The sequence below is a fragment of the Streptomyces subrutilus genome, assembly GCF_001746425.1.
GTDB lineage: Bacteria > Actinomycetota > Actinomycetes > Streptomycetales > Streptomycetaceae > Streptomyces > Streptomyces subrutilus_A.
This window is the reverse complement of the sequence record NZ_MEHK01000001.1, coordinates 4086794-4108989: the sequence shown is the minus strand read 5'-3', so window position 1 is coordinate 4108989 and position 22196 is coordinate 4086794. Positions and strand designations below refer to the sequence as shown.

The window sequence follows — 22196 nt, the reverse complement described above, 5'->3', positions numbered from 1 at the left end:
TACTTCTTGCCCTGGGTCTGGCGGGCCCGTTTTCCGCCCCTGGTCAGGGGGCTGCACACCCTCTCTGGCCTGCGGGCGAGTGGTCATCGGTGGTCGTTGTTCGTCGTCCTGGGTCACCCTCGGAGGGCCCAGAGAGGGCCCAGGATCCGGGGCCCGGCCTGCAGGCTGTCGCCTCAGGAATAGAAACCCTCCCAGTACTCACTGGCCGCCTTGTCGAACGCATCCGGCTGTTCAAGCTGGAGGACTTCATACCGCGCGTGGAACGCCATGAACGCCTCTTGAAGAGAACAGCCGAGGTGCGCTCGGAGGGCCTTGATGCCCGGCAGGATACGGCCGGCCAAGATGTCGGCGTCAGCAATAGTGCTGAGGGCCGGGGCGTTCTCGTTCATGCGAGCAAGATCGCACAGCGTCATAGTCAAGCGCCGCTCAGGCAGCCGGAACAAGCAAGAGGAGCACGCCGCGCGTGGTGCTCCTCTTGCTTGTCCGGAAGCCAGCCGCACGGTTACCGGTTACCGGTTACAGGCCGCAGACGTCACCCGGAACCGCTCTGAGCGGCGCGAACCGGCGTCCACAGGGCCTGTAACCGGTAACCGGTAACCGCGCGTGGTGCTCCTCCTGCTTCTCCGCACGCTGGCCGTCACGACGAAGGCTGCCGCTCCACGCGGCCGCTTGTCGCTTGTCGCTTGTCGTCACTGCAACGGACCCACTTCGGCCCTGCGGCACTCCGAAAGGGCCTGCTACCTGCGGGCCGACAAGCGACAAGACAAGCGACAAGCGACAAGTTCCGGGGTCAGGACTCGGCACCACTACCCAGTAAGACGACCACGTGGAAGGGCGGTGCCTTCCAAGGGGGCGAGCAGCGACGGCCCCTCTTGGAAGGCCCCGCCCCAGTACGAGAAGGACGGCTTTTCAGGAAGGGGGCCCGCCACCACCTGAAAAGCCGCCGTCACCGAGGGCGGCTGTTAGCGGGGGGGTGCGTCTGCCGTCCTAGAGAGTTGAAGGAAGACAGCGTCCACAGCGTCCACAGCCTTCTTCCCACACCATCTGACCTGCATAGAAGATGTGGACGCTAACCAGAATGCCCAGCGTCCGACAGTGTCCGCAGCGTCCGCAGCTCCAGCCCACCACTAAGAGCGTCACCGCAGGTCAAAGCGCTGCCGGGGCCAAGGCCCGTGCGGACGCTGCGTCCTCGCTCAGCTCAGCCGCGAGACGAAGAGACCACCAGCGCGCGCCCGGGTGGTCTCTTCATCACGGCGGCGGCCGACGGACGGCAGGTGGTTCACAGCGTCACGGGCGTCACGGCAGCCGTGAGGCGGAGGCACGCAGGTCAAGGGCGCCCAGACTGGCCCGGGCTGTCACTCGCAGTGGGGTGTGACGCGGGTGCGTCACACCCGTGACGCCCCGCCCGCCGCCAACCTGCGACGCTCCCCCGCCGATTGGGCGAGCGCGAGCGCAGCGAACTGCCAAGGGTCGGCGGCCGAAGGCCGCTCCTTCCAGTCTGTTCACCTCGCAGAGCCACGGAAACGGGTGCTAGGTCTAGCAACAGGGGTCGCTAGACCTAGCACCAGTCCTAGCAACTTGAAGGGCCGCTGACCTGGGCACTAGCGACTAGCAAGCTCATACGCCGAGACCCCGATTCCGGCCGCAATCGGGGTCTCGGGCTTCAGCTCCGATCGCTAGCCAGGGAGGAAGCCGGGCTTCTCCTGGCCCAGAGCCCGCAGGTTGGCGAGGTAGTCCTGAGCGGCTGGTTCCGTGCTGTAGCGGCGCTTCATCTCCGCCGCCAGTTCTCGGCTGGTCATGATGAGTGAGGGCACCGACTGCCTGTCGCCCTGCAGCGCGCGCTCGCCCATGATGAGCGCCTGCTCCAGGTCGCCCTCGCGTGCGGCCGTCACGCCGAGCGTGACGCGCGCCTCCGCGTTCCGCATCGGGGCCCGCTCTGTTCCGTCGAAGTCCGTGCCCGCGCGGAGCACCTCCTCCGCGAGCGTGCGAGCCAGCTTGTCCTCGCCCACCAGGCGATAGCAGTCCATCGCGTAGAAGTCGAACTTCGCCGGGTCGACAACGAAATGGTTGTCCAGATTCTCCGGATGCGGCATCCCTTCGAGCATCCGCCGGCCACGGTCCAGCGCAACCTCAACCTGTCGCCGGTCGCCGAGACGCGCCCAGGCCTTGGCCTCCTGCGCCGCAAGCTGCACGGCGACGCCGTGGTGTTCCGCAACCTCTGCCCCGGCCTGAGCCGCCGCGATGACGCCGCGGTAGTCGCCGGTTGTGAGGGCGAACCACGCCCGCATCTCGTGGGCCCACCCAGCAACCTCGCCGTGGTCGGACTCAGTCGCGATCGAGAGCGCGGCCCTGCGGGTCGATTCGGCCGCGTGGCGTTCGCCAGAGTCGTACTCGACACAGCCCACGAGCAGGGCGAGCCAGCCTGAGAGCGCAAGCACCTCGCGGTGCTGAGCCAGCGTGAGGCTCTTTGAGTGGAGGTCGACCACCCGCCGCAGCCACTGACGGCCCTCGATTAGGAGCTGCTCGCTGGGCATGAACGGGTACTCGGAGCACAGCCTGTCGGTCGTGATGCGAAGCGCGTCCAGCGTCGCGTTGTCGACGTCGGAGCGATTGAGGCGACTCACGATTTCCAGGGTCTCCATGCCGCTCACCTCCAGGATCTCCCGGTTCCCGTCCCGCCGGCCGGGAGCCGGGAAGAGCGCGTTCGTCACAGTGCCGAACATGGCCGCGATGATTGGACGGTAGAAGTCGTTCGGAGTGGCACCTGACTCCCAGCGCTTCCACTGGCGGATCAGGCTGTCGTCGGCGGGAAGCTCAGTTGGGGCGTGGGCCCGAAGAGCCCGTACCGCGTCTCGTTGGGACCAGTCCCGCGCCGCGCGCTCCGCCGCCATCCGTCGTGCCCATGCAGGCCTGTCGTCGCTCATGTGCCCTCTCTCCCGAGTGCCTAACGCGAGTCTTGCCTGTCGCCCCAGGGGACACGCAAGGGGACAGCCAGGGGACTTCGGGGGTGTCCCCCTCATCCGACTGGCTGCCACCTCGGTGTCACTTACGGATCAACACCCTGACACCGCAAGCTGGTTGCAGATCAAGCACCACCAGCGCCGCATCGCGATTCCAGCTCTGCGACGCGTTCCGTCAACGCCTGAATCTGGGAGCGGATTTCCTTGATCTCGTCCGGCTTATCGTCCTGCCCTGCACCGCCAGCAGCGAAGTTCCCGAGGTTGCCCGCAGACACGATCGCCCCTTCAGCGCGCAGGATGGCCAGGCCGTTCTGGATGGTCTGGCCGGCGTACCCGAAGCGCTCAACCAGCTCCCTCTGCGTGGGGAGCCTCTCGCCGGGACGCATCAACTTCAGCTCCGCCCGCAGCGCGTCAGCAACTTGGGCGGCTTTCGACTTGGGTCCTCCCGTAGCTGTCATGCCCTGAGCGTACCCACCAGAGCGAACTAGTGCACGCCACTCCATAGACCTTGACGACTAGCGCGCACTAGTGCACGCTAGTTAGTAGCTGAGGCGCCCGAACGAGCCGCCGAAAAGCAGAAAAGCCCTGGTCAAAGCCAGGACTCAGCAGGGAGCGGCCACCTACCGCCAAGCAGTCAGCCGCTCCCCGACCCACTGAAGGGTGTATCCATCATGCCCGGAACTCTCACGAAGCGGATCGCTGACGACGCCGTCACCGCGGGGCCGACTGGGAACGGCCCTGGCGGCCGGAAGTTACAGAACGGGGAGATCATCCCGCTGACGCCCGAGCAGTCGGAGCGCCTGGCTGCCCTCTACGCCGAGTTCGGTGGCGGGCGGCTGGAGAGCTACGCCCGGCGCAAGCTGATGAACCGTGGGATGCGCCGCTCAGAGGCCGCCACGCTGGCGGAGGACATCGTCCAGGAGACGTGGGTGGCGGTGGCCCGAGAGACCACCAAGCCGCTCATGGGCCCGAAGCCGCTGGGCGAGGACGACCGACGCATCCTGCTGTTCGCGCAGGTCAAGACCCAGATCCACCAGCACCTCCGCCGCGGCATGGCCGGTGAGGGCCCGGTGGACTGGAGCGACCCGGTCATCTGCAATTGGCTGTGCCCGCTGGTGTCCAACGAGTGCGTGCGAACCATCCTCCCGGCCTACCTGGACAGGATGGTCGCCGCCCTCCCGGAACGCGAGCGTCAGGCGCTCCTGCTCCGGCTGGAGGGCATGAACATGCGGCTCGTCGCGGAGCACGTCGGGTGCAGCTACCCCACAGCCAATCGGCTGGTGGAAACCGCCCTGTTGCTCCTCCAGATCGACAACCCGGAGCTCTCGGGTGAGCCCGTCGCGGTGGAGACGCTGCCCCGCTGGGAGCGGGACGAACTGAACCGGATGAGCGCCGCCCAGCAAGCCGCCTTGCTGCGGATGGACGAGGTCTCGCGGCGCGCTCTGCTGCTGCACGTCGGGCAGGGGCTCAACATCACGGATGTCTCCCGGAAGCTCGGGGTGCCGCGCTACCAGGTGCTGCCCGTACTGGGTGCCTGCGCCAAGTCGCTGCGCGCCCTGAACGCCGACGACATGACGGTGGCGGCGTGAGGACCCACCAGCTGAACGCGCGACGACGGCGAGCGCGGAAGTTCCAGCTCGCCGTCCGTGACGGGGCCCACTGCACATACTGCCTGGCCCCGTTCACCCATCTGCGGCACGCCACCCTCGATCACGTCGTGCCGTTCCACCTCCTGCGCACCTGGTCGGCCGGCCATCTCGTCCTGGCCTGCCGACCGTGCAACCACGCCAAAGCCGATCGCTTCCCGCTGCTGATCGCCCTGCTGCTCATCCACGTGGTGGACGGGGTGGACGCTTCAACCGTCCACCCCGACGTCCACCCGGCTTCCACCCTCGACCGATCGACCGCCCCGGCCACCGGATCCGCGCCGGTCGAGTCGGGTGGACGCACGGTGGATCGAGTGGATGCTCACGCGTCCACCACCGTGTTCACGCCGGGCTGCTGGGCACTGCTGGCCCGACTGGCGCACGCCCGTCAGTCGGCTGACCGGACGGCCCTGGAGTCGGGTGGACGGTCGACCATCCACCAGGACGTTCACGGTGCTCACGATCGCGTTCACGACGCTCACGCTCCCGCCCATGAGACGGCCGACCGCACGGCTGTGGAGTCGGGCGGACGGTCGGCTGTTCACCCGAGCGTTCACGGTGCTCACGCGCACCTTCCCGGTGCTCACGAGCGCGCTCAGGCGTCTGTCCGGCGCAGGTCACGGGGTGCGCGGGAGGTCGATCGATCGACCCGCACTCGCCTGTGCGTCAACCCGCACGAGTCCATCCGTACGCCCCGAAGGGAGTCGGCGTGAGCGCTTCAATGAACGCCGTGAACGGCCATGTCCGCACGCTCGATCCGCACGCTCCCGCACAGCCCCCAACGGCCGATCCGCACACGCCGCACCGGTCCCGCACGGTCCCTCGATCGGCTGGCGTGAGCACCGCCGACGGGGACGGCAAGAAGCCTTCCGCCGCCGCCCGGCTCGTCTCACTCGCCCGTGACGGGTACACGTTCGTCACCTCGACCGACGGCCGCCCGTACGCGGTCGCCCTCGACGGGCCGAACATCGCGCTGCCCCTCCGCGGCCGGGCCGGACTCCGTCAGAGGCTCGCCCGCCAGTACGCCGACACCTACGAGGGCGACGTTGCCTCGCAGTCCGCCCTCGCAGACGCCATGACCGTCCTGGAGGGCATCGCCGAAAGCGACGACCCCGTACCCGTCGACCTGCGGGTCGGAGGCGGCCCGGACGGAATCGTCGTAGACCTGGGCACCGCTGACGGCCGGGCCGTCACCGTCTCGGCCGGCGGATGGCACACCGTGGAACGCTCCCCGATCCTGTTCCGCCGCTCTGGCGCCATGGCGCCCATGCCCCCGCCCGTCCTGGACGGCGATGGCCTGGCCAAGCTGCATGCCCTGCTGAACATGGACGCGCCCACGTTCCACCAGCTCGTCGGCTGGCTCGTCGCCGCGTGGATTCCGCACATCCCGCACCCGGTCCTCACCTTCAAAGGCGAGCAGGGCACGGGGAAGTCGAAGACCGCGCAGATGGTCGTCAACCTCATCGACCCGAGCCCCGCGAGCAAGCGCAGCCAGCCGCGGGACATCAAGGCGTGGTCGGCTCAGGCCTTCAACTCCTGGGCACTGTGCCTGGACAACATCAGCACGATCCCGCCGTGGCTGTCCGACACCCTGTGCAAGGCCGTGACCGGCGACGGGATCGTCGACCGGGCCCTGTACACCGACGACGACGTGGTGGTGCTGTCCTTCCGTCGGGTGCTCGCCATGACCACCATCGACGCCGGGGCCCTGGCCGGGGACCTGGCCGAGCGTCTCCTCATGCTGGACCTCCAGCTCATCGAGGAGGACCGGCGCCGCACCGAGGAGGAGCTGGACGCCGTGTTCGAGGCGGTCCGCCCCGCCGTCCTGGGCGCGCTGTTCGACCTGCTGGCGGCCGTCCTCGCGGTCCTACCCGGCATCCGGCTGGAGTCCATGCCGCGCATGGCGGACTTCGCCCGCGTGCTGGCGGCCGTGGACCAAGTGCAGGAGTGGCACACCCTCGACTCCTACCTCGCCACTTCCGCCAACGTCGCCGGGGACGCGCTTGAAGGCGACCCCTTCGGCACCGCCGTGGCCAACCTGGTCGAGGAGTGCGGGACCTGGAGCGGAACCGCCGCCCAGCTCCTGGAGCAGCTCCCGGCCCCGGGAGGGTTCCGGCCCCCGGGCTGGCCCAAGGACGCCACCCGAGCGAGCGGCCGGATCAAACGGCTCGCGCCCTTGCTCCGATCGATCGGGGTTGCCGTGGACGACACGCAGCGCAGTCAGGACCGGCACCGCCACCGGCTGCTCGTCCTCTCCCGCATCGACCCCGCTGCGCCCGCAGCGTCCGCACCTTCTCCGGACCCCCTGTGGCCCGACGTGGCCCCCCTCGGGCAGGGCCGCACCATCCCTGAGCAGCACTGACACCGCCGGATCACCCCCGGGCCGGGCCGCACACCAGCGGCCCGGGCACGTCAGCCCTGTGGACGCTCGAGCCCACCAGCGTCCATAGCGTCCGCCCCAGCGTCCGCACGACAAACCGCATCCGACCTGCACGGATACCGCGCCTGCGGACGCTGGGGCGCTGCGGACGCTGCGATGCAGCAACTCTCTAGGACCGCCACCGCGCCGCCCCTCCGGCATCCGCCACGGACACGAGGAGTCACCCCGCCCATGCCTGCCAGCAGCCCGGACAACGACGCCCGCGCCATCCTCCGCGCCGGACTCCCCGACCGGTACCTGACCCCCGAAGACCTCGCCGCCATGCTCGTCGTCCCTATCGAGACCATCTACGGCTGGCGCAAGAAGCGCACCGGACCGCCCGGATTCCGCGTCGGCCGGCACATCCGCTACGACCCCGCTGCCGTCCGCGCCTGGATCCACGAGCAGGCCGACCGCGACGCCGCCTGACGGCCCTGACGCGTCAGACGCGTCTAACAGCCCTGAAGGCAGAGCAGCCCGAACCCCTCCACATCGGCGGCTCTTCCGAGGGAGGCCCGCAGGGAGGCAGGGAGAACTCCCTCACCGCCTCCCTGGGCCCCCTCCCTCCGCCTGACCTGCGCGAACACCCCCGCAGGGAGGCAGAGAGGCACACCCTCAGCACCCCCGGAAACACCCCCAGGAAGCCAGCCGAGCCCCCGTCTCGGCCTCCCTGAGACACCCGTCCGCGATCCAAACCGCCCCACCTCCTCAAAGGACCGCCCGACATGGCAGGAAGCATCCAAGACCGTTGGTTCAGGACTGAGACCGACGACAGCGGCAAGACCGTCCGCGTCAAGACAGAGCGTCACGGCACCGGCATGCGCTACAGGGCGCGATACTTCGCGCCCGACGGCAAGCGGAAGTCCAAGTCCTTCGAGGACGGACAGAAGCGTCTCGCCGAGCAGTGGCTCAGCAGCATCAGCGCGGACGTGGCGCGCGGCCAGTACATCGACCCCACCGCGGCTCGGACGTCCTTCCAAGAGTTCGCGGAGAAGTGGCTGGCGAGCCAGAGCGGCGATCCGAACACCCGAGCGTCGATGCAGTCGCAGTTGAAGCTCCATGCCTTCCCGCGCATCGGAACCCGGCCGCTGGGATCGTTCCAGCCGAGCCACATCCGCGAGTTCGTGACGCAGCTCGAAGCGTCCGGCATGTCCGGCTCCTACGCCCGCGTCATCTTCTCCAACGTGCGCGCCATCCTGAGCGCGGCCGTCGAGGACGGGTGCCTGCCTCGGAACCCCTGCAACTCGCGCACGGTGACGCTCCCAGAGATGGGCGCCCGCCGAGTGGTCCCCTGGCTCCCTGAAAGGGTCTTCGCCGTGCGCGGCGCGCTGGTCGAACGCTTCCGGCCGATGGTGGACGTCGGGGCCGGGTGCGGGCTGCGGCAGGGCGAAATCCTGGGGCTGTCGGTTGAAGAGCTGGACTTCGACAACCACACGCTTCACGTGGTCCAGCAGCTCAAGTTGAGCCTGAGCGTGCCCGTGTTCGCTCCGCCGAAGGGCGGCAAGCTGCGCGATGTGCCGCTGCCCGACCCTGTGGCGGACGCGCTCAAGGAGCACATGAAGCTCTTCCCGCCGGTGGAGATCACGCTGCCCTGGATGCGTGCCGGCGGCCCGCCCGTGACCAAGCGACTGCTCTTCACCGGCCCCCTAGGTGGTCACGTCTGGCGGACGTCTCTGAACGAGGACCACTGGAAGCCCTCGCTCGCCAAGGCGGGAGTCATCCCCGCGGCGAGGAGCCGGGAGCACGCCGCCGCGCGGGAGCACGGCATGCACGCGCTGAGGCACTTCTACGCGTCCGTTCTGCTGGACGCGGGCGAGAGCATCAAGGCCGTGAGCGAGTACCTGGGGCACTCGGATCCGGGGCTCACGCTGAAGGTGTATGCCCACCTGATGCCGAGCAGCCGGGACCGTGCCCGGCAGGCTCTCGGCAAGGCTCTGCGACCGGTCGATCACCCGCGCTGAGGGCCCACAGTGGGCCCAGAGCAAACGAAAACCCCTGACCTGCACCGTGTGCGCAGGTCAGGGGCATGATCGCTTTTCTTACTTCTTCTTGCCCTGGTTCTTGACCGCCTCGATGGCGGCCGCCGCCGCGTCCGGGTCGAGGTAGGTGCCGCCCGGCTTGAGGGGCTTGAAGTCGGCGTCGAGCTCGTAGGCGAGCGGGATGCCGGTCGGGATGTTCAGGCCCGCGATGTCCGCGTCCGAGATGCCGTCCAGGTGCTTGACCAGGGCGCGCAGGGAGTTGCCGTGCGCGGCGACCAGGACGGTGCGGCCGGCGAGCAGGTCCGGGACGATGCCGTCGTACCAGTACGGCAGCATGCGGACGACGACGTCCTTGAGGCACTCCGTCTTGGGGCGCAGCTCCGGCGGGATCGTCGCGTAGCGCGGGTCCCCGGACTGGGAGAACTCCGTGCCGTCCTCGAGGGCCGGCGGCGGGGTGTCGTACGAGCGGCGCCACAGCATGAACTGCTCCTCGCCGAACTCGGCGAGGGTCTGGGCCTTGTCCTTGCCCTGGAGGGCGCCGTAGTGGCGCTCGTTCAGGCGCCACGAGCGGTGGACGGGGATCCAGTGGCGGTCGGCGGACTCCAGGGCGAGCTGCGCGGTGCGGATCGCGCGCTTCTGGAGGGACGTGTGGACCACGTCGGGGAGCAGGCCGGCGTCCTTGAGCAGCTCACCGCCGCGGACCGCCTCCTTCTCGCCCTTCTCGTTGAGATTGACGTCCACCCAGCCGGTGAACAGGTTCTTCGCGTTCCACTCGCTCTCGCCGTGGCGGAGGAGGATCAGCTTGTACGGTGCGTCGGCCATGCGTACGAGCCTAATGGACGGGCCGGGACGCTCGCGCGCGGCGTCCACGGCGCCCGATTGACGCCGGACGTCAATTGAGTGGCGTCGGCAGACCGCCACTCGTAACGTGCGGATTGCCGAAGAGACACTTACATCGCCGGGGGGATCCCTTATGTCCGCTGCCAGTATGAGACGGGCCGCCCGGGAGAGCGTGTCGGGTCTGCCGCCCGCGTTCTGGTGGCTGTGGACGAGCACCCTGGTGAACCGGCTCGGGGCCTTCGTCGCCACGTTCATGACCTTGTACCTGACCCTGGACCGGGGCTACTCGGCCTCCTTCGCGGGACTTGTGGTCGCCCTGCACGGGCTCGGCGGTGTGCTCTCCTCGCTCGGCGCCGGGGTGATGACCGACCGGCTCGGGCGCCGGCCCACGCTGATGGCCGCGAACGTCGCGACCGCGCTGTCGGTGGCGCTGCTCGGCTTCATGGAGCACCCGGCGGCCATCGCGGCCGTCGCGCTGCTGGTCGGGATGGCCTCCAACGCCTCGCGGCCCGCCGTGCAGGCGATGCTGGCCGACATCATCCGTCCCGAGGACCGGGTACGGGCCTTCGCGCTGAACTACTGGGCCATCAACCTCGGCTTCGCGATCTCCGCCACGGTCGCCGGTTTCATCGCCGAGTACAGCTACCTTGCCGGGTTCCTGGGCGAGGCGGCCCTGACGCTCCTGTGCGCGGTGCTCGTCTTCGTCAAGCTGCCGGAGTCGCGGCCCGAGAAGGGCGACGCGGCCACGGCGGCGGACGAGCCGGAGATCGGGCTCGGCACGGTGCTGGCCGACGGACGTTTCATGGCGGTGGTCGGGCTGTCGTTCCTGATCTCGCTGATCTTCATGCAGGGGTCCTTCGGGCTGCCGCTGGCGATGGGCACCGCGGGCTTCTCCACCGGGGACTACGGGCTGGTCGTGGCCGTGAACGGCGTGATGATCGTGGTGCTGCAGATCCCGGTCACGCGGTTGATCGAGCACCGGGACCCGCGGAAGCTGCTCGTGGTGTCGGCGCTGCTGGCCGGGTACGGGTTCGGGCTCACGGCGTTCGGCGGCTCGATCGGGGCGCTGGCGCTGACCGTCTGCGTGTGGACGCTGGGCGAGATCATCAACTCGCCGACCCAGATGGGCCTGGTCGCGCGGCTCTCCCCGCTGCACGGGCGCGGCCGCTACCAGGGGATGTACACGATGTCCTGGGCGGTGGCCTCGCTGGTCGCGCCGCTGCTGGCGGGCGGGGCCATCGACCGGTTCGGCGCGGGCTGGCTGTGGGGGTCGACGGCGGTCCTGGGGACCGTCGCCGCGCTCGGGTACTGGCTGCTGATGCGCAGCCTGCCGCCGGAGCCGGCGCGGGCCGTGGAGCCGGCACTGGTCGCGGAGCCGGCGCCGGTCGCGGAGCCGGCACTGGTCGCGGAGGCCGGCCCCGCCGAGGTCAGGCCGACGGCTGCGTCAGGTGCTTGAACGCGTCCAGGTTGTGGGTCGGTTCGCCGCGGGAGACGCGCCAGTCGTACTCGCGGCGGATCGCCCCGGCGAAACCGAGCTCCAGGAGGGTGTTGAAGGCGCCGTCCGCCGCCTCCAGGACCGTGCCGAGCAGCCGGTCCAGCTCCTCCGGGGTGACCACGGACAGCGGTAGGCGGCCCGTCAGGTAGATGTCGCCGAGGCGGTCCACCGCGTAGCCCAGCCCGTACAGCTTGAGGTTGCGCTCCAGCAGCCAGCGGTGGACGCCGGCCTCGTTCTCGTCGGGGTGGCGGATCACGAAGGCGTTGACCGACAGCGAATGCCGGCCGACCCGGAGCGAGCAGGTGGTGCTCAGCTTGCGGGTGCCGGGGAGCTGGACGACGTACGAGCCCGGTTCGGGGCTCTCCCAGCTCAGCTCGGCGCCGGCGAGCGTGGCCTCGATGATCTCGGCGGTGTCAGCCATGGTGGGAGCGTACGCGACGGCGGTGATCATGCATCGCCGCGGTGTACACCTCCGCCGTGCCGCCGGCCGCGGTGTCCCAGCCGAAGAACTGCGCGTGCCGCGCGGCCTCGGCGCCCATCCGGTCCGCGAGCCACGGGTCGTCCACGAAGCGCCGCAGCTCACGGGCGTAGTCCACCGGATCGTGGCCGGGTACGAGGATGCCGGTCACCCCGTCGTTGACGGCGACGGGCAGTCCGCCGACCGCGGCGGCCAGCACCGGCGTGCCGCTGGCCTGCGCCTCTATGGCGACCAGCCCGAAGGACTCGCTGTAGGAGGGCATGACCAGCACGGACGCGGCGCGGAACCAGTCGGCGAGGCTGTCCTGCCCGACCGGCGGGTGGAAGTGCACCAGATCGCCGATGCCCAGCTTCGCGGCGAGCTTCTGCAGGCCCTCCGGCTTGGCCAGGCCGCTGCCGCTGGGCCCGCCGACGACGGGCACGAAGAGGCGGCGGCGCAGCGAGGGGTCCCGGTCGACGAGCTCGGCGACGGCGCGCAGCAGGATGTCCGGCGCCTTCAGCGGCTGGATCCGCCCGGCGAAGAGCGGGATGACGGCGTCCTGCGGCAGGCCGAGGCGGGCGCGGGCGGCGGCCCGGCCGTCGCCGACGGTGAAGCGGTCGAGGTTCACGCCGGGGTGGACGACGGCGACCTTGCCGGGGTCGGCCGCGTAGTGGCGGACGAGCTCGTCGGCTTCCTCGGCGGTGTTCGCGATGAGCCGGTCCGCTGCGGACACGATCTGGGTCTCGCCGATGACGCGGGCGGCGGGCTCGGGCGTGTCGCCCTCGGCCAGCGAGGCGTTCTTGACCTTGGCCATGGTGTGCATGGCGTGTACGAGCGGGACGCCCCAGCGCTCGGCGGCGAGCCAGCCGACGTGGCCGGAGAGCCAGTAGTGGGAGTGGACGAGGTCGTAGTAGCCGGGGCGGTGACCGGCCCAGGCCTGCATCACGCCGTGGGTGAAGGCGCACAGCTGGGCCGGCAGCTCCTCCTTGGCGAGGCCCTCGTACGGGCCCGCGTCCACGTGCCGGACGAGGACGCCGGGGGCCAGTTCGACCGCGGGCGGCAGTCCGCCGGCGGTGGCCCGGGTGAAGATCTCGACCTCGATGTTGATCGCGGCGAGGCGTTTGGCCAGCTCCACGATGTAGACGTTCATGCCGCCGGCGTCGCCCGTACCCGGCTGGTGCAGCGGCGAGGTGTGCACGCTGAGCATGGCCACGCGACGCGGCTTGCGGTGGTGGCCGACGGTCGGCAGGCGCAGTCGCGGCGGGTCGTGCCGGGTGACGACGCGGGCGGCGGCGAGGCGGCCGGTGAGGCTGCCGCCGAGGCGGGACACGTACTGGCTCAAGGGAGCAGTTCCTCTCGCTCGACGACACGGGGACCGGACGCCGCGGGGACGCCACTCGGACGGCTGCCGGGCATGCCGACAGGGGCGCGCCGGGCGCCCTGCATGGAGTGCAACCCGGATGGCGGTCCCGTGCATTCCGAGGTGGCCGGATTTCCCCGTCTTTTTCTCGGCCGGCCCGCGTTTTCCTCCGGTACGGGCCCTCCGCTTACCCTCGGCTCATGGCCTCCCGCACCACTCCCGCCCCGAGCCGCGCCTCCGGCCGTCCCGTGGGATCGGTGACGCGCGGGACGACGAATCCGAACCGGTTGCGCCGGATGGACCGCTGGATCGCCGCCACGCACGGGGCCGCGCTGCGGCGGGCGCAGGCACCGATCGCGGTGGACCTCGGCTACGGGGCCGCGCCCTGGACGGCGGTCGAGCTGCTGGCGCGGCTGCGCGAGGCGGTTCCGCGGGTGCGGGTGGTCGGCATCGAGATCGAGCCCGCGCGGGTGGCCGGGGCGAAGCCGTACGAGCGGGAGGGGCTGAGCTTCCGGCACGGCGGGTTCGAGGTGCCGCTGGAGGACGGGGCCCGGCCGGCGCTGATCCGGGCGGCGAACGTGCTGCGCCAGTACGACGAGGAGCAGGTCGCGGCGGTGTGGGAGCGGCTGTGCGCCCGGCTGGCCCCCGGCGGTCTGCTGGTGGAGGGGACCTGCGACGAGATCGGGCGGCGGCACGTGTGGGTGGCGTTGGGGCCCGAGGGGGCGCGCACAGTGACCTTCGCGACCCGGCTGGGCTCCCTGGAGCGCCCCTCGGACCTGGCGGAGCGGCTGCCGAAGGCGCTGATCCACCGCAACGTGCCGGGCGAGCCGGTGCACGCGTTCCTGCGCGACTTCGACCGGTCGTGGGCGGCGGCGGCTCCGTACGCCTCGTACGGGGCGCGGCAGCGCTGGATCCGGACGGCGCGGGCGCTGTCCGGCGACTGGCCGCTGGCGGACGGGCCGGGGCGGTGGCGGCAGGGGGAACTCACGGTGCGCTGGGAGGCGTTGCGCCCGCGGGGGTGAATGGGCCGGGCGGGGGAACCGGTGGTACGGATCGCCCGTTGAGCGGTCGGGGCGGGGTCCGTTGGGGCGGACAAGATCGGAAGGGCATCCACAAGGGTGTCGGATTTCACCGGCTCGTGGCACCATCCCGAAGGCAGAGACAAGTTACTGATGAATAGTCAGATTTGATGCGGGGTGCCGCGGGATCTGACTCCGGGTGCCTGGGGGGACCATGGGGGCCGAACGGCGACGGCGGGGCGCGAGCGGGCTCGTGCTGCTGTGTGCGATGGCGGTACTGACGGCGCCGGGCCTGGCGACGGGCATGGCGTACGCGGCGCCGGCCGCGCCCGTGGCGCCGGCAACTCCCGGCACTCCCGCGGCTCCTGCTCCGAGACCGGGGGCGAAGTCCCTGGAGGAGGTCCGCAAGGAGATCGAGGAGCTGTACCGGCAGGCGGGCGCCGCCACGGACGCCTACAACCAGGCCGAGGCCGAGGCCAAGGCGCAGTCGGACAGGATCGTCGAGATCGCCAACCTGATCGTCGCCGGCCAGGAGCGGATCACGACCCTGAAGGGCCGCGCGGGCGCCGCCGCCCGCGCCCAGTACCGCTCGGGCGGGCTGCCGCCCGGGGCGAAGCTGGCGCTGAGCGAGGACCCGAACCAGTTCCTCGACGGGGCGAACCGGCTGCGCCAGGGCGAGAAGGCCGCCTCGGACATGCTGACCGAACTGGACCGCACGCAGAACGACTTGAAGCGGTACGCGGAGGACGCGAGCGCGCAGTGGGCCTTGCTGGAGGCCAACCGGATCAAGCAGGAGAACTCGAAGAAGCAGATCGAGGAGAAGATCAAGGCTGCGGAGGAGCTGGAGAACAAGCTGGAGGCCGAGGAGAAGGCCCGGCTGATCCAGTTGGAGCAGGAAGCGCAGTACAAGGCGCAGACGGCGTGGCTGTCGACGGGCGCGATGAAGGACGTCAACGGCGTGGCGACGGACGCCGGGAAGCGGGCCGTGCAGTACGCCACCGCCCAGATGGGCAAGCCGTACGTCTGGGGAGCCGAGGGTCCGGCCGCCTTCGACTGCTCCGGCCTGACCTCGCAGGCCTGGCTGGCGGCGGGCAGGACGATCCCGCGCACCTCGCAGGAGCAGCTGCGGCTGCTGCCCAAGGTCGCGCTGAAGGACATGCGCCCGGGCGACCTGATCATCTACTTCGACGACGCGAGCCACGTCGGGATGTACGTGGGCGACGGCGCGATGGTCCACGCCCCGCGCCCGGGCCGCAACGTGACGATGGCGGGCGCGGGCTCGATGCCGATCAAGGCGGTCGTCCGCCCCGACGCCTAACCCCTGCGGGGCGCCCCTCCCGAACACCACCGGGGGCCGCCCGGCCACCCGGTCCCCGACGGCCCCGGGCCTCCCGAACCCCGGGGCGCCGGGCCTCCCGGGCCGCGGGGGCGCCGGGCCTCCCGGGCCGCGGGGGCCTGCGGCCGGACACCCCCCGGCCGGGTCGGGCCGAGGGCTGTGCCGGCCCTGCCGAACGCCCGGCCACGGGCGCGTAGGCCTCCCCCGGGCCGCGTGGGCCCGACCGGACGCCCGATTCTGGCCGACGGGCGCGGGCCTTGGGGTGTCCGGGTTGGCGGGCGCCACGGGCGGGGTGGCGGGCCGGGCCGGCCGGGCTCGGCGGGGGACCTCTGGACGCGGTGCGGCGGGGTCCGCGCCGGTCCGCCGCGTCCCGGGGCTCGGCGGTCGCCGCGGCGGTGGGGTTTCAGGGGCCCTGGCAGAGGCAACCAAAGGGGGGTGATTGACGTCTCGGTAGGCGGACGGAACGCGGCCCCGCCGTGACCTTTGTCATCCAGTGAGGCCGATTTTCCCCCGCGATAGCGGCATATGACGGAGGCCCTGGCCCGGACCGGCATTCCGCCCGCCGGGCCGGGCCGCTAGGGTCGGCGCACGAGCGCACCCTCGGGGGGAGGGAAGGAACCGGAGACGATGCCCGTACCCGTACCGCGGCAGAGGGAGACCCCGGCCCCGGAGAACGGTCAGGCCGTTCTGACCGCCGCCGCCCCGCCCCTGGCGCAGGCGACGCCGCAGGCGGTCTCGCAGGCGACCAGCCACACGACCCCGCTGACCCTGCTGGTCATCGAGGACGACCCGGCCGGCGGCCTCACCGTCCCCGAGATCCTCGACGTCGACGGCCACCGCATCCGCCTCCGCACCGCCCGCAACCTCACCGAGGCCGCGCGCCTGCTCACGCCCGACGTGCACTGCATCCTGCTCGACCTGGCCCTGCCGGACACGGGCCCCCGTACGGCCGCGGCCGCCGCCGCCGACGTGGACCAGCTGGCCAACCTCCGCCAAGTGCTCCGCCTCGCCCCCCGCCACGCCGTCCTCGTCCTCACCGCCGAGGAGGACGCCGAGCGCGCCGCCGAGGCCGTCCGGGTCGGCGCTCAGGACTTCCTCTTCCGGGACGAGCTCGACGGCCGGCTGCTGAGCCGCGCCATCCGCTACGCGGTGGAGAGAAAACGGGCCGACATCGCCCAGTACAAACTTGCAGAATCGAAACTGCGCGCCCAGGAGAACGCCCGCCTCGAACGCGGCCTGCTCCCCAACCCCCTCCTGGAGGGCTCCGACCTCCGCTTCGCCGCCCGCTACCGACCCGGCCGCAGTCGGGCCCTGCTCGGCGGCGACTTCTACGACACCGTCCGCACCCCCGACGGCACCGTCCACGCCATGATCGGCGACGTCTGCGGCCACGGCCCCGACGAAGCGGCCCTCGGCGTCGAGCTCCGGATCGCGTGGCGCGCCCTGACCCTGGCCGGCCTGTGCGGGGACGACCTGCTGGCCACCCTCCAGCAGGTCCTGGAGGTGGAGCGCCCCTGCGAGGAGATCTTCGCGACGCTGTGCACGGTGGACATCTCCCCCGACGGCCGCCGCGCCGGCCTGTGCCTGGCCGGCCACCCGGCGCCGCTGATCTCCAGGCCGGGCCGCCCCGCGCGCCTGCTCCCGTACGAGAACAGCGGCCCGGCGCTCGGCCTGCTGCCCAAGGCCCGCTGGCCCCGGCGCCAGGTCGAGCTCGGCGGTGCCTGGAACCTGATGCTCTACACCGACGGGCTGATCGAGGGCCGGATCGGCGAGGGCAAGGAACGCCTGGGCCAGGACGGCATGGTCGAAATGATCAACCGCCACCTGGACGAGGGGCTGCGCGGCGAGAACCTGCTCGAGGCCGCCGTCACCGAGGCCCGCCGCCTGAACGGGGGCGAGCTCACGGACGACGTGGCCGTCGTCCTGCTCTCCCGCGGCGCGTCCTGACGGCGGCAGGGACAGGGGACACCGGGACCGGACCGGCCAGGACGACCCGGCGAGCGGCTACCTTCCGCCGTTGTACGGCCCGTACGGCCCGTCGCTGCTGCTGCCGCCGCTGCGCCGCCCGCCGCCCGAGACCTGCTTGAGCGCGGGGCGCACGTCGACGAAGAACACGATGGTGGCGACGAGGCCGGCGATCTGCAGGAACAGCATCCCCAGGAAGAAGTCCACGAGGACGGTGATGCCGAGGATGACCAGCCAGAACGTCTTGGACTGCTTGTCGGCGGCCCGGTACGCGTCCTCGCGCGCGAGCAGCGCGAACACGAAGGCCACGACGGCGAGCACCAGCATGGCGAGTCCCAGCAGGGGGAGCACGCCTCGATCGAACCCGTCCATCAACATCGCTGCGACCGCCTTCTCACGCTCTCGCTCCGCACTCCTGACGGGATGCCGCCCGGTTCCACGCTACCGGCACGGACGCCCTCACGAATGACAACGGGCCGGACACCCTCAAGGTGCCCGGCCCCGTCGCCGCCCATGCGCGTCGTTCTGGCGCTCAGCTCTCGTCGCCCGCCGTGACCGTGGCCTTCTTGGCCGGGTTCTTGCGCGCGGTGGTCTTCCTCGACGCGGACTTGTCCTCCGACTCGGACTCGGAGCCGGACGCCGCGGCGGCCGGCTCGGCCGCCGGCTCCGGCTCGACGGCGACGGCGATCTCGACGATCTCGTCGGAGACCTCGCCGCGCCAGGCACGGACGGCCTGCTCGCCGTGCTCGGCGACCTTGTCGTAGGTCTCCTTGGCGCGGACCGCGTACTCCGCGGCCACGCCGACGCCGCGCAGCGCCAGGTCCTGGGCGGTCTCCCCGATCTTCTTCGGGTCGATCGCGCCGATCACCTCGGCGACCTTGGCGGAGACCGCCTCCTGCGCCTCCTTGGCCGCCGCCGCGGCCTTCTCCTGCACGACCTTGGGGTCGGTGTTCTTCACGGCCTCGATGCGCGCCGGGGCCTCGGCGCGCAGCTGCTCGATGAGCCCCGGCACCTTCCTGGCCTGCTGCACGGCCAGGTCGGCCGTACCGGCGGCGAAGTAGAGGGGGGTGGGGTCGGTGAGGGTCTTCTTCAGGTCATCGGCGATGGCCATGTGCGGGTCCTCCCGGATCAGGTTCAGTTCGTCTTCGGCGGCATCTCGCCGGCGGGCGCGTCGGGTACACCGGGCGCGTCGGGTACATCCGGTACGTCGGGTGCATCCGATATATCGGGCGCGTCGAGCGCGTTCTCCTTGCGGAACGACTCGTAGATCTGGAGCAGCACCTGCTTCTGCCGCTCGTTGATGGACGGGTCGGCGAGGATGACGGCCCGCGTCTCCACCTCGTCCCGGTCCCGCTCATCCAGGATTCCGGCCTGCACGTACAGCGTCTCCGCGGAGATCCGCAGCGCCTTGGCCAGCTGCTGGAGGATGTCCGCGCTCGGCTTGCGCAGCCCGCGCTCGATCTGGCTCAGGTACGGATTCGACACCCCCGCCGCCTCGGCCAGCTGCCGCAGCGAAAGCTGGGCCTGCCGACGCTGCTCACGGAGGTACTCGCCGAGGTTTCCGACGTTGAGCGATGCCATGCCCGTATCCTGCCGGACTCCGCTAACTATTGCAAGCAGCCGCTTGCAACATCTCCCACCCGTGGCTGTCGGAGGGCCGTGCGATGCTGATGCGGTGACCTTGGAGGACCTGGTACGGCTGCGCCGCGCCCGGGACGGGATGGACCGCGACTACGCGCTGCCGCTGGACGTCCCGGCGCTGGCCAAGGTGGCCCTCATGTCGGCCGGGCACTTCTCGCGCAGCTTCCGCGCCGCCTTCGGCGAGACCCCGTACAGCTACCTGATGACCCGCCGCGTCGAGCGGGCGAAGGCGCTGCTGCGGCGTGGGGACATGAGCGTGACCGACGTCTGCTTCGCGGTCGGGTGCACCTCGCTCGGGTCGTTCAGCTCGCGCTTCACCGAGCTGGTCGGCGAGACCCCGAGCGCCTACCGGGCCCGCCGCCACGAGGCGGGCGCCCCGATTCCGGCCTGTGTCGCCAAGGTCCTCACCCGGCCCGTCAGGAACAGGTGAACGGGGAGGCGGAGCCGGCGGCGGCGGGGCCGGCTTCAGAGGAGCGCGATCCGCCGCCGTCTCGTAGCGTCGGGGCATGGACATCAAGCTCGCGCAGTGCTTCATCGCCGTCGACGACCACGACAAGGCCCTCGCCTTCTACCGCGACGCCCTCGGCCTGGAGGTCCGCAACGACGTCGGCTTCGAGGGGATGCGGTGGGTGACCGTGGGCTCCCCGTCCCAGCCGGACGTGGAGATCGTCCTCGAACCGCCGCTCGCCGACCCCAACGCCTCGCCGGCCGACCGGCAGACCATGGCGGAGCTGCTGGCCAAGGGCATGCTGCGCGGGGTGATCTTCTCCACCGACGACTGCGACGCCACCTTCGAGCGGGTCCGGGCGGCCGGCGGCGAAGTCCTGCAGGAGCCGGTCGACCAGCCCTACGGCGTCCGCGACTGCGCCTTCCGCGACCCCTCCGGCAACATGCTCCGCATCACCCAGCCCCGTAAGAAGTAGCGCGGCGGGCTCAGCGCGCGGCGATCACCACCGTCGCGTACAGCTCCTCCGAGGCGGCCACACGGGTCCTCAGCCCCGCCGCGGCCAGCGCCGAAGCCGTCACCGGGCGCTGGCGGGCGCTCGTCTCGATCAGCAGGTGGCCGCCCGGGGCCAGCCAGGGCAGGGCGTCCGCCGCGACCCGGCGGTGGACGTCCAGGCCGTCCGCACCACCGTCCAGCGAGACCAGGGGCTCGTGGTCCCGGGCCTCGGAGGGCATGAAGCCGATCTCCTCCGTCGGCACGTACGGGGCGTTGACCACCAGCACGTCCACCCGCCCCCGCAGCGATGCCGGGAGCGGCCCGTACAGGTCGCCCTCCCACACGCTGCCGCCGTACGGGGCCACGTTGCGCCGCGCGTAGGCCAGCGCCGCCGGATCGATGTCCGCCGCGTGCAGCTCCACCCCGCCCGGCACCGCCGCCGCGACCGCCGCGCCCAGGGCCCCGACCCCGCAGCACAGGTCCAGCACCACGGCGCCGGGCGGGGCCAGCGCCACGGCCTGCGCCACCAGGAACTCGCTGCGCCGGCGCGGTACGAACGCCCCCGCGCCGACCTCCACGCGCAGCCCGCAGAACTCCGCCCAGCCCACCACGTGCTCCAGCGGTTCACCGCCGACCCGGCGGGCCAGCAGCTCCGCCAGGTGGCCGTCGTCCCGCGCGGCGGCGCACAGCAGGTCCGCCTCCTCCTCCGCGAAGACGCAGCCGGCCGCGCGCAGTCGTTCCACCAGGGTCGTCAAATACCTCAGTCCTCAGTCCTCAGTCCTCAGTCCTCAGTCCTCAGTTCTCGCTCCTCGGTTCTCGCTCCTCGGTGCGCGGTCCGCTCGAAGGGGACCCGGCTCTAGAACACGTCCGGGCACCACGGCCGGCGCGCCGTACGGAACACCGCGTCGGCCAGCGCCAGCGCGCCCGGCCGCAGTTCGGCCACCCGCCCCAGGGCGCCCAGCCGCACCGCGGACTCGTCGCCGAGGTACAGGGAGCTCAACGCGGCCACGTCCAGCCGCAGATCCGCCGGCTCCTCGGTGCGCTCGCACGTGCCGGTCCCCGCGTCCAGCCGGTAGCGGCCGTCCGCGAGCCCCGCCGCGTCCGCGACCTCGAGCACGAGCACCCCGGGCACAGCGTACGTCCGCGCGCCCAGCGCCCGTACGACGTCCAGCAGCCGCACCCACAGGAAGTCCGCCGAGGTCAGCGGCCGGGCGGACCGCGGGTCGGGCAGGAACTGCGTGACCAGGTCGTCGGGGGCGCGGCCGCCGGTGCGGACCTTCATCACCCAGTCGATGGAGCACAGGAAGTGCCACAGGGCCCGCTCCGCATCCGGGGTGACCGCGATCAGGTCCTTGACCTGCACGGTGTTCAGCGGGACCTTCGCGTCCGTCCAGTGGTCGTCGGCGGTGTAGACGGCCAGACCGGCCACCTCCCCGGCCGCCGTGCGGTAGACGGCGTGGAGCTTCTCCTTGTACGGGCGGTACGACAGCTCCTCCAGCCCGGTCGTCAGCCTCCACCAGCGCTCGTCCCGGTCCACCGCGCCGGGCGTGGCCGCGCGCACCCGCTCGTGCAGCTCCGGCCCCACCTCCCGGACCTCGGCCGCGTCCACCAGGTCGATCCGCCCGCCGTCCGCCGGCCGCCCCGACCGGCGCCGGTCCAGCCCGGTGCGCGGTACGTCGATCTCCCATTCCGAGATCGAGGCGGCGGGGCCGAATCCGTACCGGCCGTAGATCGGGTACTCGGCTGCGATCAGCGTGGACAGCACGTCGCCGCGCGCGCGGGCGGCCGCGAGTTCGGCGGCCACCATCCGGGTCAGCAGGCCCTGGCGGCGGTGCGTGGGCAGCACGGCGACGTTCGAGAGCGCGCTGGAGGGGACGGCCGCCCCGCCCGGGACGGTCAGCCGCTGGTCGAAGGAGCGGAAGGTCGCCACGCAGCGGCCGGTGCGGGTGTCGAAGGCACCCAGGACGCGGGCGAGGTCGCTGTACTTGGCGCGCAGGGCGACGTCCGACTCCGTCACCCGGGCCGGAGTCAGGAACCCCGCGTTCAGGGTCCGCAGCCACTCGGCGAGTTCGGACGCGGCGATCGGCCGCACATCAGTACTCATGACAGGCCACGCTAACGGCCCGGCGGGCCCGCGTC

General features: G+C 71.5%; 22 protein-coding genes. 11 read left to right on the top strand and 11 right to left on the bottom strand.

Annotated features, from left to right (window positions below; genetic code table 11):
- Nucleotides 1-173: 173 nt before the first annotated feature.
- The 3 genes from BGK67_RS19510 to BGK67_RS19500 form a co-directional block, all read right to left on the bottom strand.
- On the bottom strand, nt 174-389 hold the full coding sequence (locus BGK67_RS19510) for a hypothetical protein (protein WP_069923976.1): 216 nt from the start codon (nt 387-389) through the stop codon (nt 174-176).
- Between the two features lie 1287 nt (nt 390-1676).
- The gene (locus BGK67_RS19505; protein WP_079154274.1) at nt 1677-2924 is read right to left on the bottom strand and encodes an NsdA family TPR-like regulatory protein; all 1248 of its coding nucleotides are present in this window, start codon (nt 2922-2924) and stop codon (nt 1677-1679) included.
- A gap of 161 nt (nt 2925-3085) precedes the next feature.
- Nucleotides 3086-3418: a GntR family transcriptional regulator gene (locus BGK67_RS19500; RefSeq protein WP_069921284.1), complete on the bottom strand. Its 333-nt coding sequence runs from the start codon at nt 3416-3418 to the stop codon at nt 3086-3088.
- 213 nt (nt 3419-3631) lie between these two features.
- Here BGK67_RS19500 and BGK67_RS19495 point away from each other — a divergent pair, with 213 nt between their 5' ends.
- From BGK67_RS19495 to BGK67_RS19475, 5 genes are all read left to right on the top strand, one after another.
- Nucleotides 3632-4549 carry a sigma factor-like helix-turn-helix DNA-binding protein gene (locus BGK67_RS19495; RefSeq protein ID WP_069921283.1) on the top strand — a complete coding sequence of 306 codons (918 nt, stop codon included), beginning with the start codon at nt 3632-3634 and terminating at the stop codon, nt 4547-4549.
- The gene (locus BGK67_RS40950; protein WP_069921282.1) at nt 4546-5319 is read left to right on the top strand and encodes an HNH endonuclease; all 774 of its coding nucleotides are present in this window, start codon (nt 4546-4548) and stop codon (nt 5317-5319) included. Before BGK67_RS19495 ends, BGK67_RS40950 begins: the two co-directional genes overlap by 4 nt.
- A gap of 122 nt (nt 5320-5441) precedes the next feature.
- Nucleotides 5442-6968 (top strand): ATP-binding protein, encoded by a 1527-nt coding sequence (locus BGK67_RS19485; protein ID WP_244291266.1) that lies wholly within the window; start codon nt 5442-5444, stop codon nt 6966-6968.
- Between the two features lie 249 nt (nt 6969-7217).
- A complete protein-coding gene (locus BGK67_RS19480; protein ID WP_069921280.1) occupies nt 7218-7454 on the top strand; it encodes a helix-turn-helix domain-containing protein in 237 nt (78 codons plus the stop codon).
- A gap of 296 nt (nt 7455-7750) precedes the next feature.
- On the top strand, nt 7751-8986 hold the full coding sequence (locus BGK67_RS19475; protein ID WP_069921279.1) for a tyrosine-type recombinase/integrase: 1236 nt from the start codon (nt 7751-7753) through the stop codon (nt 8984-8986).
- Between the two features lie 78 nt (nt 8987-9064).
- Here the strand turns inward: BGK67_RS19475 and BGK67_RS19470 are convergent, their stop codons facing one another.
- Complete coding sequence (locus BGK67_RS19470; RefSeq protein ID WP_069921278.1) at nt 9065-9826, bottom strand: phosphoglyceromutase; 762 nt, start codon at nt 9824-9826, stop codon at nt 9065-9067.
- Between the two features lie 151 nt (nt 9827-9977).
- Between BGK67_RS19470 and BGK67_RS19465 the strand changes: the two genes are divergently transcribed.
- Complete coding sequence (locus BGK67_RS19465; RefSeq protein WP_069921277.1) at nt 9978-11300, top strand: MDR family MFS transporter; 1323 nt, start codon at nt 9978-9980, stop codon at nt 11298-11300.
- On the opposite strand, the gene BGK67_RS19460 is transcribed toward BGK67_RS19465, so the two are convergent.
- Both BGK67_RS19460 and mshA read right to left on the bottom strand, forming a co-directional pair.
- On the bottom strand, nt 11272-11760 hold the full coding sequence (locus BGK67_RS19460; RefSeq protein ID WP_069923975.1) for a type III secretion system chaperone family protein: 489 nt from the start codon (nt 11758-11760) through the stop codon (nt 11272-11274). The two genes, BGK67_RS19465 and BGK67_RS19460, sit on opposite strands and share 29 nt — an antisense overlap.
- Nucleotides 11753-13138: a D-inositol-3-phosphate glycosyltransferase gene (gene mshA, locus BGK67_RS19455; protein WP_069921276.1), complete on the bottom strand. Its 1386-nt coding sequence runs from the start codon at nt 13136-13138 to the stop codon at nt 11753-11755. Before mshA ends, BGK67_RS19460 begins: the two co-directional genes overlap by 8 nt.
- A gap of 218 nt (nt 13139-13356) precedes the next feature.
- Between mshA and BGK67_RS19450 the strand changes: the two genes are divergently transcribed.
- The 3 genes from BGK67_RS19450 to BGK67_RS19440 all read left to right on the top strand — a co-directional run bounded on the left by BGK67_RS19450 (nt 13357) and on the right by BGK67_RS19440 (nt 17458).
- Complete coding sequence (locus BGK67_RS19450) at nt 13357-14178, top strand: class I SAM-dependent methyltransferase (protein WP_079154273.1); 822 nt, start codon at nt 13357-13359, stop codon at nt 14176-14178.
- A gap of 265 nt (nt 14179-14443) precedes the next feature.
- On the top strand, nt 14444-15493 hold the full coding sequence (locus tag BGK67_RS19445; protein ID WP_347878423.1) for a C40 family peptidase: 1050 nt from the start codon (nt 14444-14446) through the stop codon (nt 15491-15493).
- Nucleotides 15494-16138: 645 nt separating this feature from the next.
- On the top strand, nt 16139-17458 hold the full coding sequence (locus BGK67_RS19440; protein ID WP_069921274.1) for a PP2C family protein-serine/threonine phosphatase: 1320 nt from the start codon (nt 16139-16141) through the stop codon (nt 17456-17458).
- 57 nt (nt 17459-17515) lie between these two features.
- On the opposite strand, the gene BGK67_RS19435 is transcribed toward BGK67_RS19440, so the two are convergent.
- The 3 genes from BGK67_RS19435 to BGK67_RS19425 form a co-directional block, all read right to left on the bottom strand.
- Nucleotides 17516-17854 carry a DUF2516 family protein gene (locus BGK67_RS19435; RefSeq protein ID WP_069921273.1) on the bottom strand — a complete coding sequence of 113 codons (339 nt, stop codon included), beginning with the start codon at nt 17852-17854 and terminating at the stop codon, nt 17516-17518.
- 154 nt (nt 17855-18008) lie between these two features.
- A complete protein-coding gene (locus BGK67_RS19430; RefSeq protein ID WP_069921272.1) occupies nt 18009-18587 on the bottom strand; it encodes a hypothetical protein in 579 nt (192 codons plus the stop codon).
- Nucleotides 18588-18610: 23 nt separating this feature from the next.
- On the bottom strand, nt 18611-19057 hold the full coding sequence (locus tag BGK67_RS19425) for a helix-turn-helix domain-containing protein (protein WP_069921271.1): 447 nt from the start codon (nt 19055-19057) through the stop codon (nt 18611-18613).
- A 94-nt stretch (nt 19058-19151) separates the two neighbouring features.
- Here BGK67_RS19425 and BGK67_RS19420 point away from each other — a divergent pair, with 94 nt between their 5' ends.
- Both BGK67_RS19420 and BGK67_RS19415 read left to right on the top strand, forming a co-directional pair.
- Nucleotides 19152-19547 carry a helix-turn-helix transcriptional regulator gene (locus BGK67_RS19420; RefSeq protein ID WP_069921270.1) on the top strand — a complete coding sequence of 132 codons (396 nt, stop codon included), beginning with the start codon at nt 19152-19154 and terminating at the stop codon, nt 19545-19547.
- Between the two features lie 76 nt (nt 19548-19623).
- A complete protein-coding gene (locus BGK67_RS19415; RefSeq protein ID WP_069921269.1) occupies nt 19624-20040 on the top strand; it encodes a VOC family protein in 417 nt (138 codons plus the stop codon).
- A 10-nt stretch (nt 20041-20050) separates the two neighbouring features.
- Here BGK67_RS19415 and BGK67_RS19410 read toward each other — a convergent pair whose 3' ends face one another.
- Both BGK67_RS19410 and BGK67_RS19405 read right to left on the bottom strand, forming a co-directional pair.
- On the bottom strand, nt 20051-20812 hold the full coding sequence (locus tag BGK67_RS19410; RefSeq protein ID WP_432215463.1) for a putative protein N(5)-glutamine methyltransferase: 762 nt from the start codon (nt 20810-20812) through the stop codon (nt 20051-20053).
- 101 nt (nt 20813-20913) lie between these two features.
- Entirely contained in the window at nt 20914-22161 is a 1248-nt protein-coding gene (locus BGK67_RS19405) for a GNAT family N-acetyltransferase (protein ID WP_069921267.1), read from the bottom strand.
- Nucleotides 22162-22196 lie beyond the last annotated feature (35 nt).

Bases quoted from the DNA above. Each gene is read 5' to 3' on its own strand.
- BGK67_RS19510 (WP_069923976.1), bottom strand. From the start codon at position 389: ATGAACGAGAACGCCCCGGCCCTCAGCACTATTGCTGACGCCGACATC.
- BGK67_RS19505 (WP_079154274.1), bottom strand. From the start codon at position 2,924: ATGAGCGACGACAGGCCTGCATGGGCACGACGGATGGCGGCGGAGCGC.
- BGK67_RS19500 (WP_069921284.1), bottom strand. From the start codon at position 3,418: ATGACAGCTACGGGAGGACCCAAGTCGAAAGCCGCCCAAGTTGCTGAC.
- BGK67_RS19495 (WP_069921283.1), top strand. From the start codon at position 3,632: ATGCCCGGAACTCTCACGAAGCGGATCGCTGACGACGCCGTCACCGCG.
- BGK67_RS19480 (WP_069921280.1), top strand. From the start codon at position 7,218: ATGCCTGCCAGCAGCCCGGACAACGACGCCCGCGCCATCCTCCGCGCC.
- BGK67_RS19475 (WP_069921279.1), top strand. From the start codon at position 7,751: ATGGCAGGAAGCATCCAAGACCGTTGGTTCAGGACTGAGACCGACGAC.
- BGK67_RS19470 (WP_069921278.1), bottom strand. From the start codon at position 9,826: ATGGCCGACGCACCGTACAAGCTGATCCTCCTCCGCCACGGCGAGAGC.
- BGK67_RS19465 (WP_069921277.1), top strand. From the start codon at position 9,978: ATGTCCGCTGCCAGTATGAGACGGGCCGCCCGGGAGAGCGTGTCGGGT.
- BGK67_RS19460 (WP_069923975.1), bottom strand. From the start codon at position 11,760: ATGGCTGACACCGCCGAGATCATCGAGGCCACGCTCGCCGGCGCCGAG.
- BGK67_RS19450 (WP_079154273.1), top strand. From the start codon at position 13,357: ATGGCCTCCCGCACCACTCCCGCCCCGAGCCGCGCCTCCGGCCGTCCC.
- BGK67_RS19445 (WP_347878423.1), top strand. From the start codon at position 14,444: ATGGCGGTACTGACGGCGCCGGGCCTGGCGACGGGCATGGCGTACGCG.
- BGK67_RS19440 (WP_069921274.1), top strand. From the start codon at position 16,139: ATGCCCGTACCCGTACCGCGGCAGAGGGAGACCCCGGCCCCGGAGAAC.
- BGK67_RS19435 (WP_069921273.1), bottom strand. From the start codon at position 17,854: ATGTTGATGGACGGGTTCGATCGAGGCGTGCTCCCCCTGCTGGGACTC.
- BGK67_RS19430 (WP_069921272.1), bottom strand. From the start codon at position 18,587: ATGGCCATCGCCGATGACCTGAAGAAGACCCTCACCGACCCCACCCCC.
- BGK67_RS19425 (WP_069921271.1), bottom strand. From the start codon at position 19,057: ATGGCATCGCTCAACGTCGGAAACCTCGGCGAGTACCTCCGTGAGCAG.
- BGK67_RS19415 (WP_069921269.1), top strand. From the start codon at position 19,624: ATGGACATCAAGCTCGCGCAGTGCTTCATCGCCGTCGACGACCACGAC.
- BGK67_RS19405 (WP_069921267.1), bottom strand. From the start codon at position 22,161: ATGAGTACTGATGTGCGGCCGATCGCCGCGTCCGAACTCGCCGAGTGG.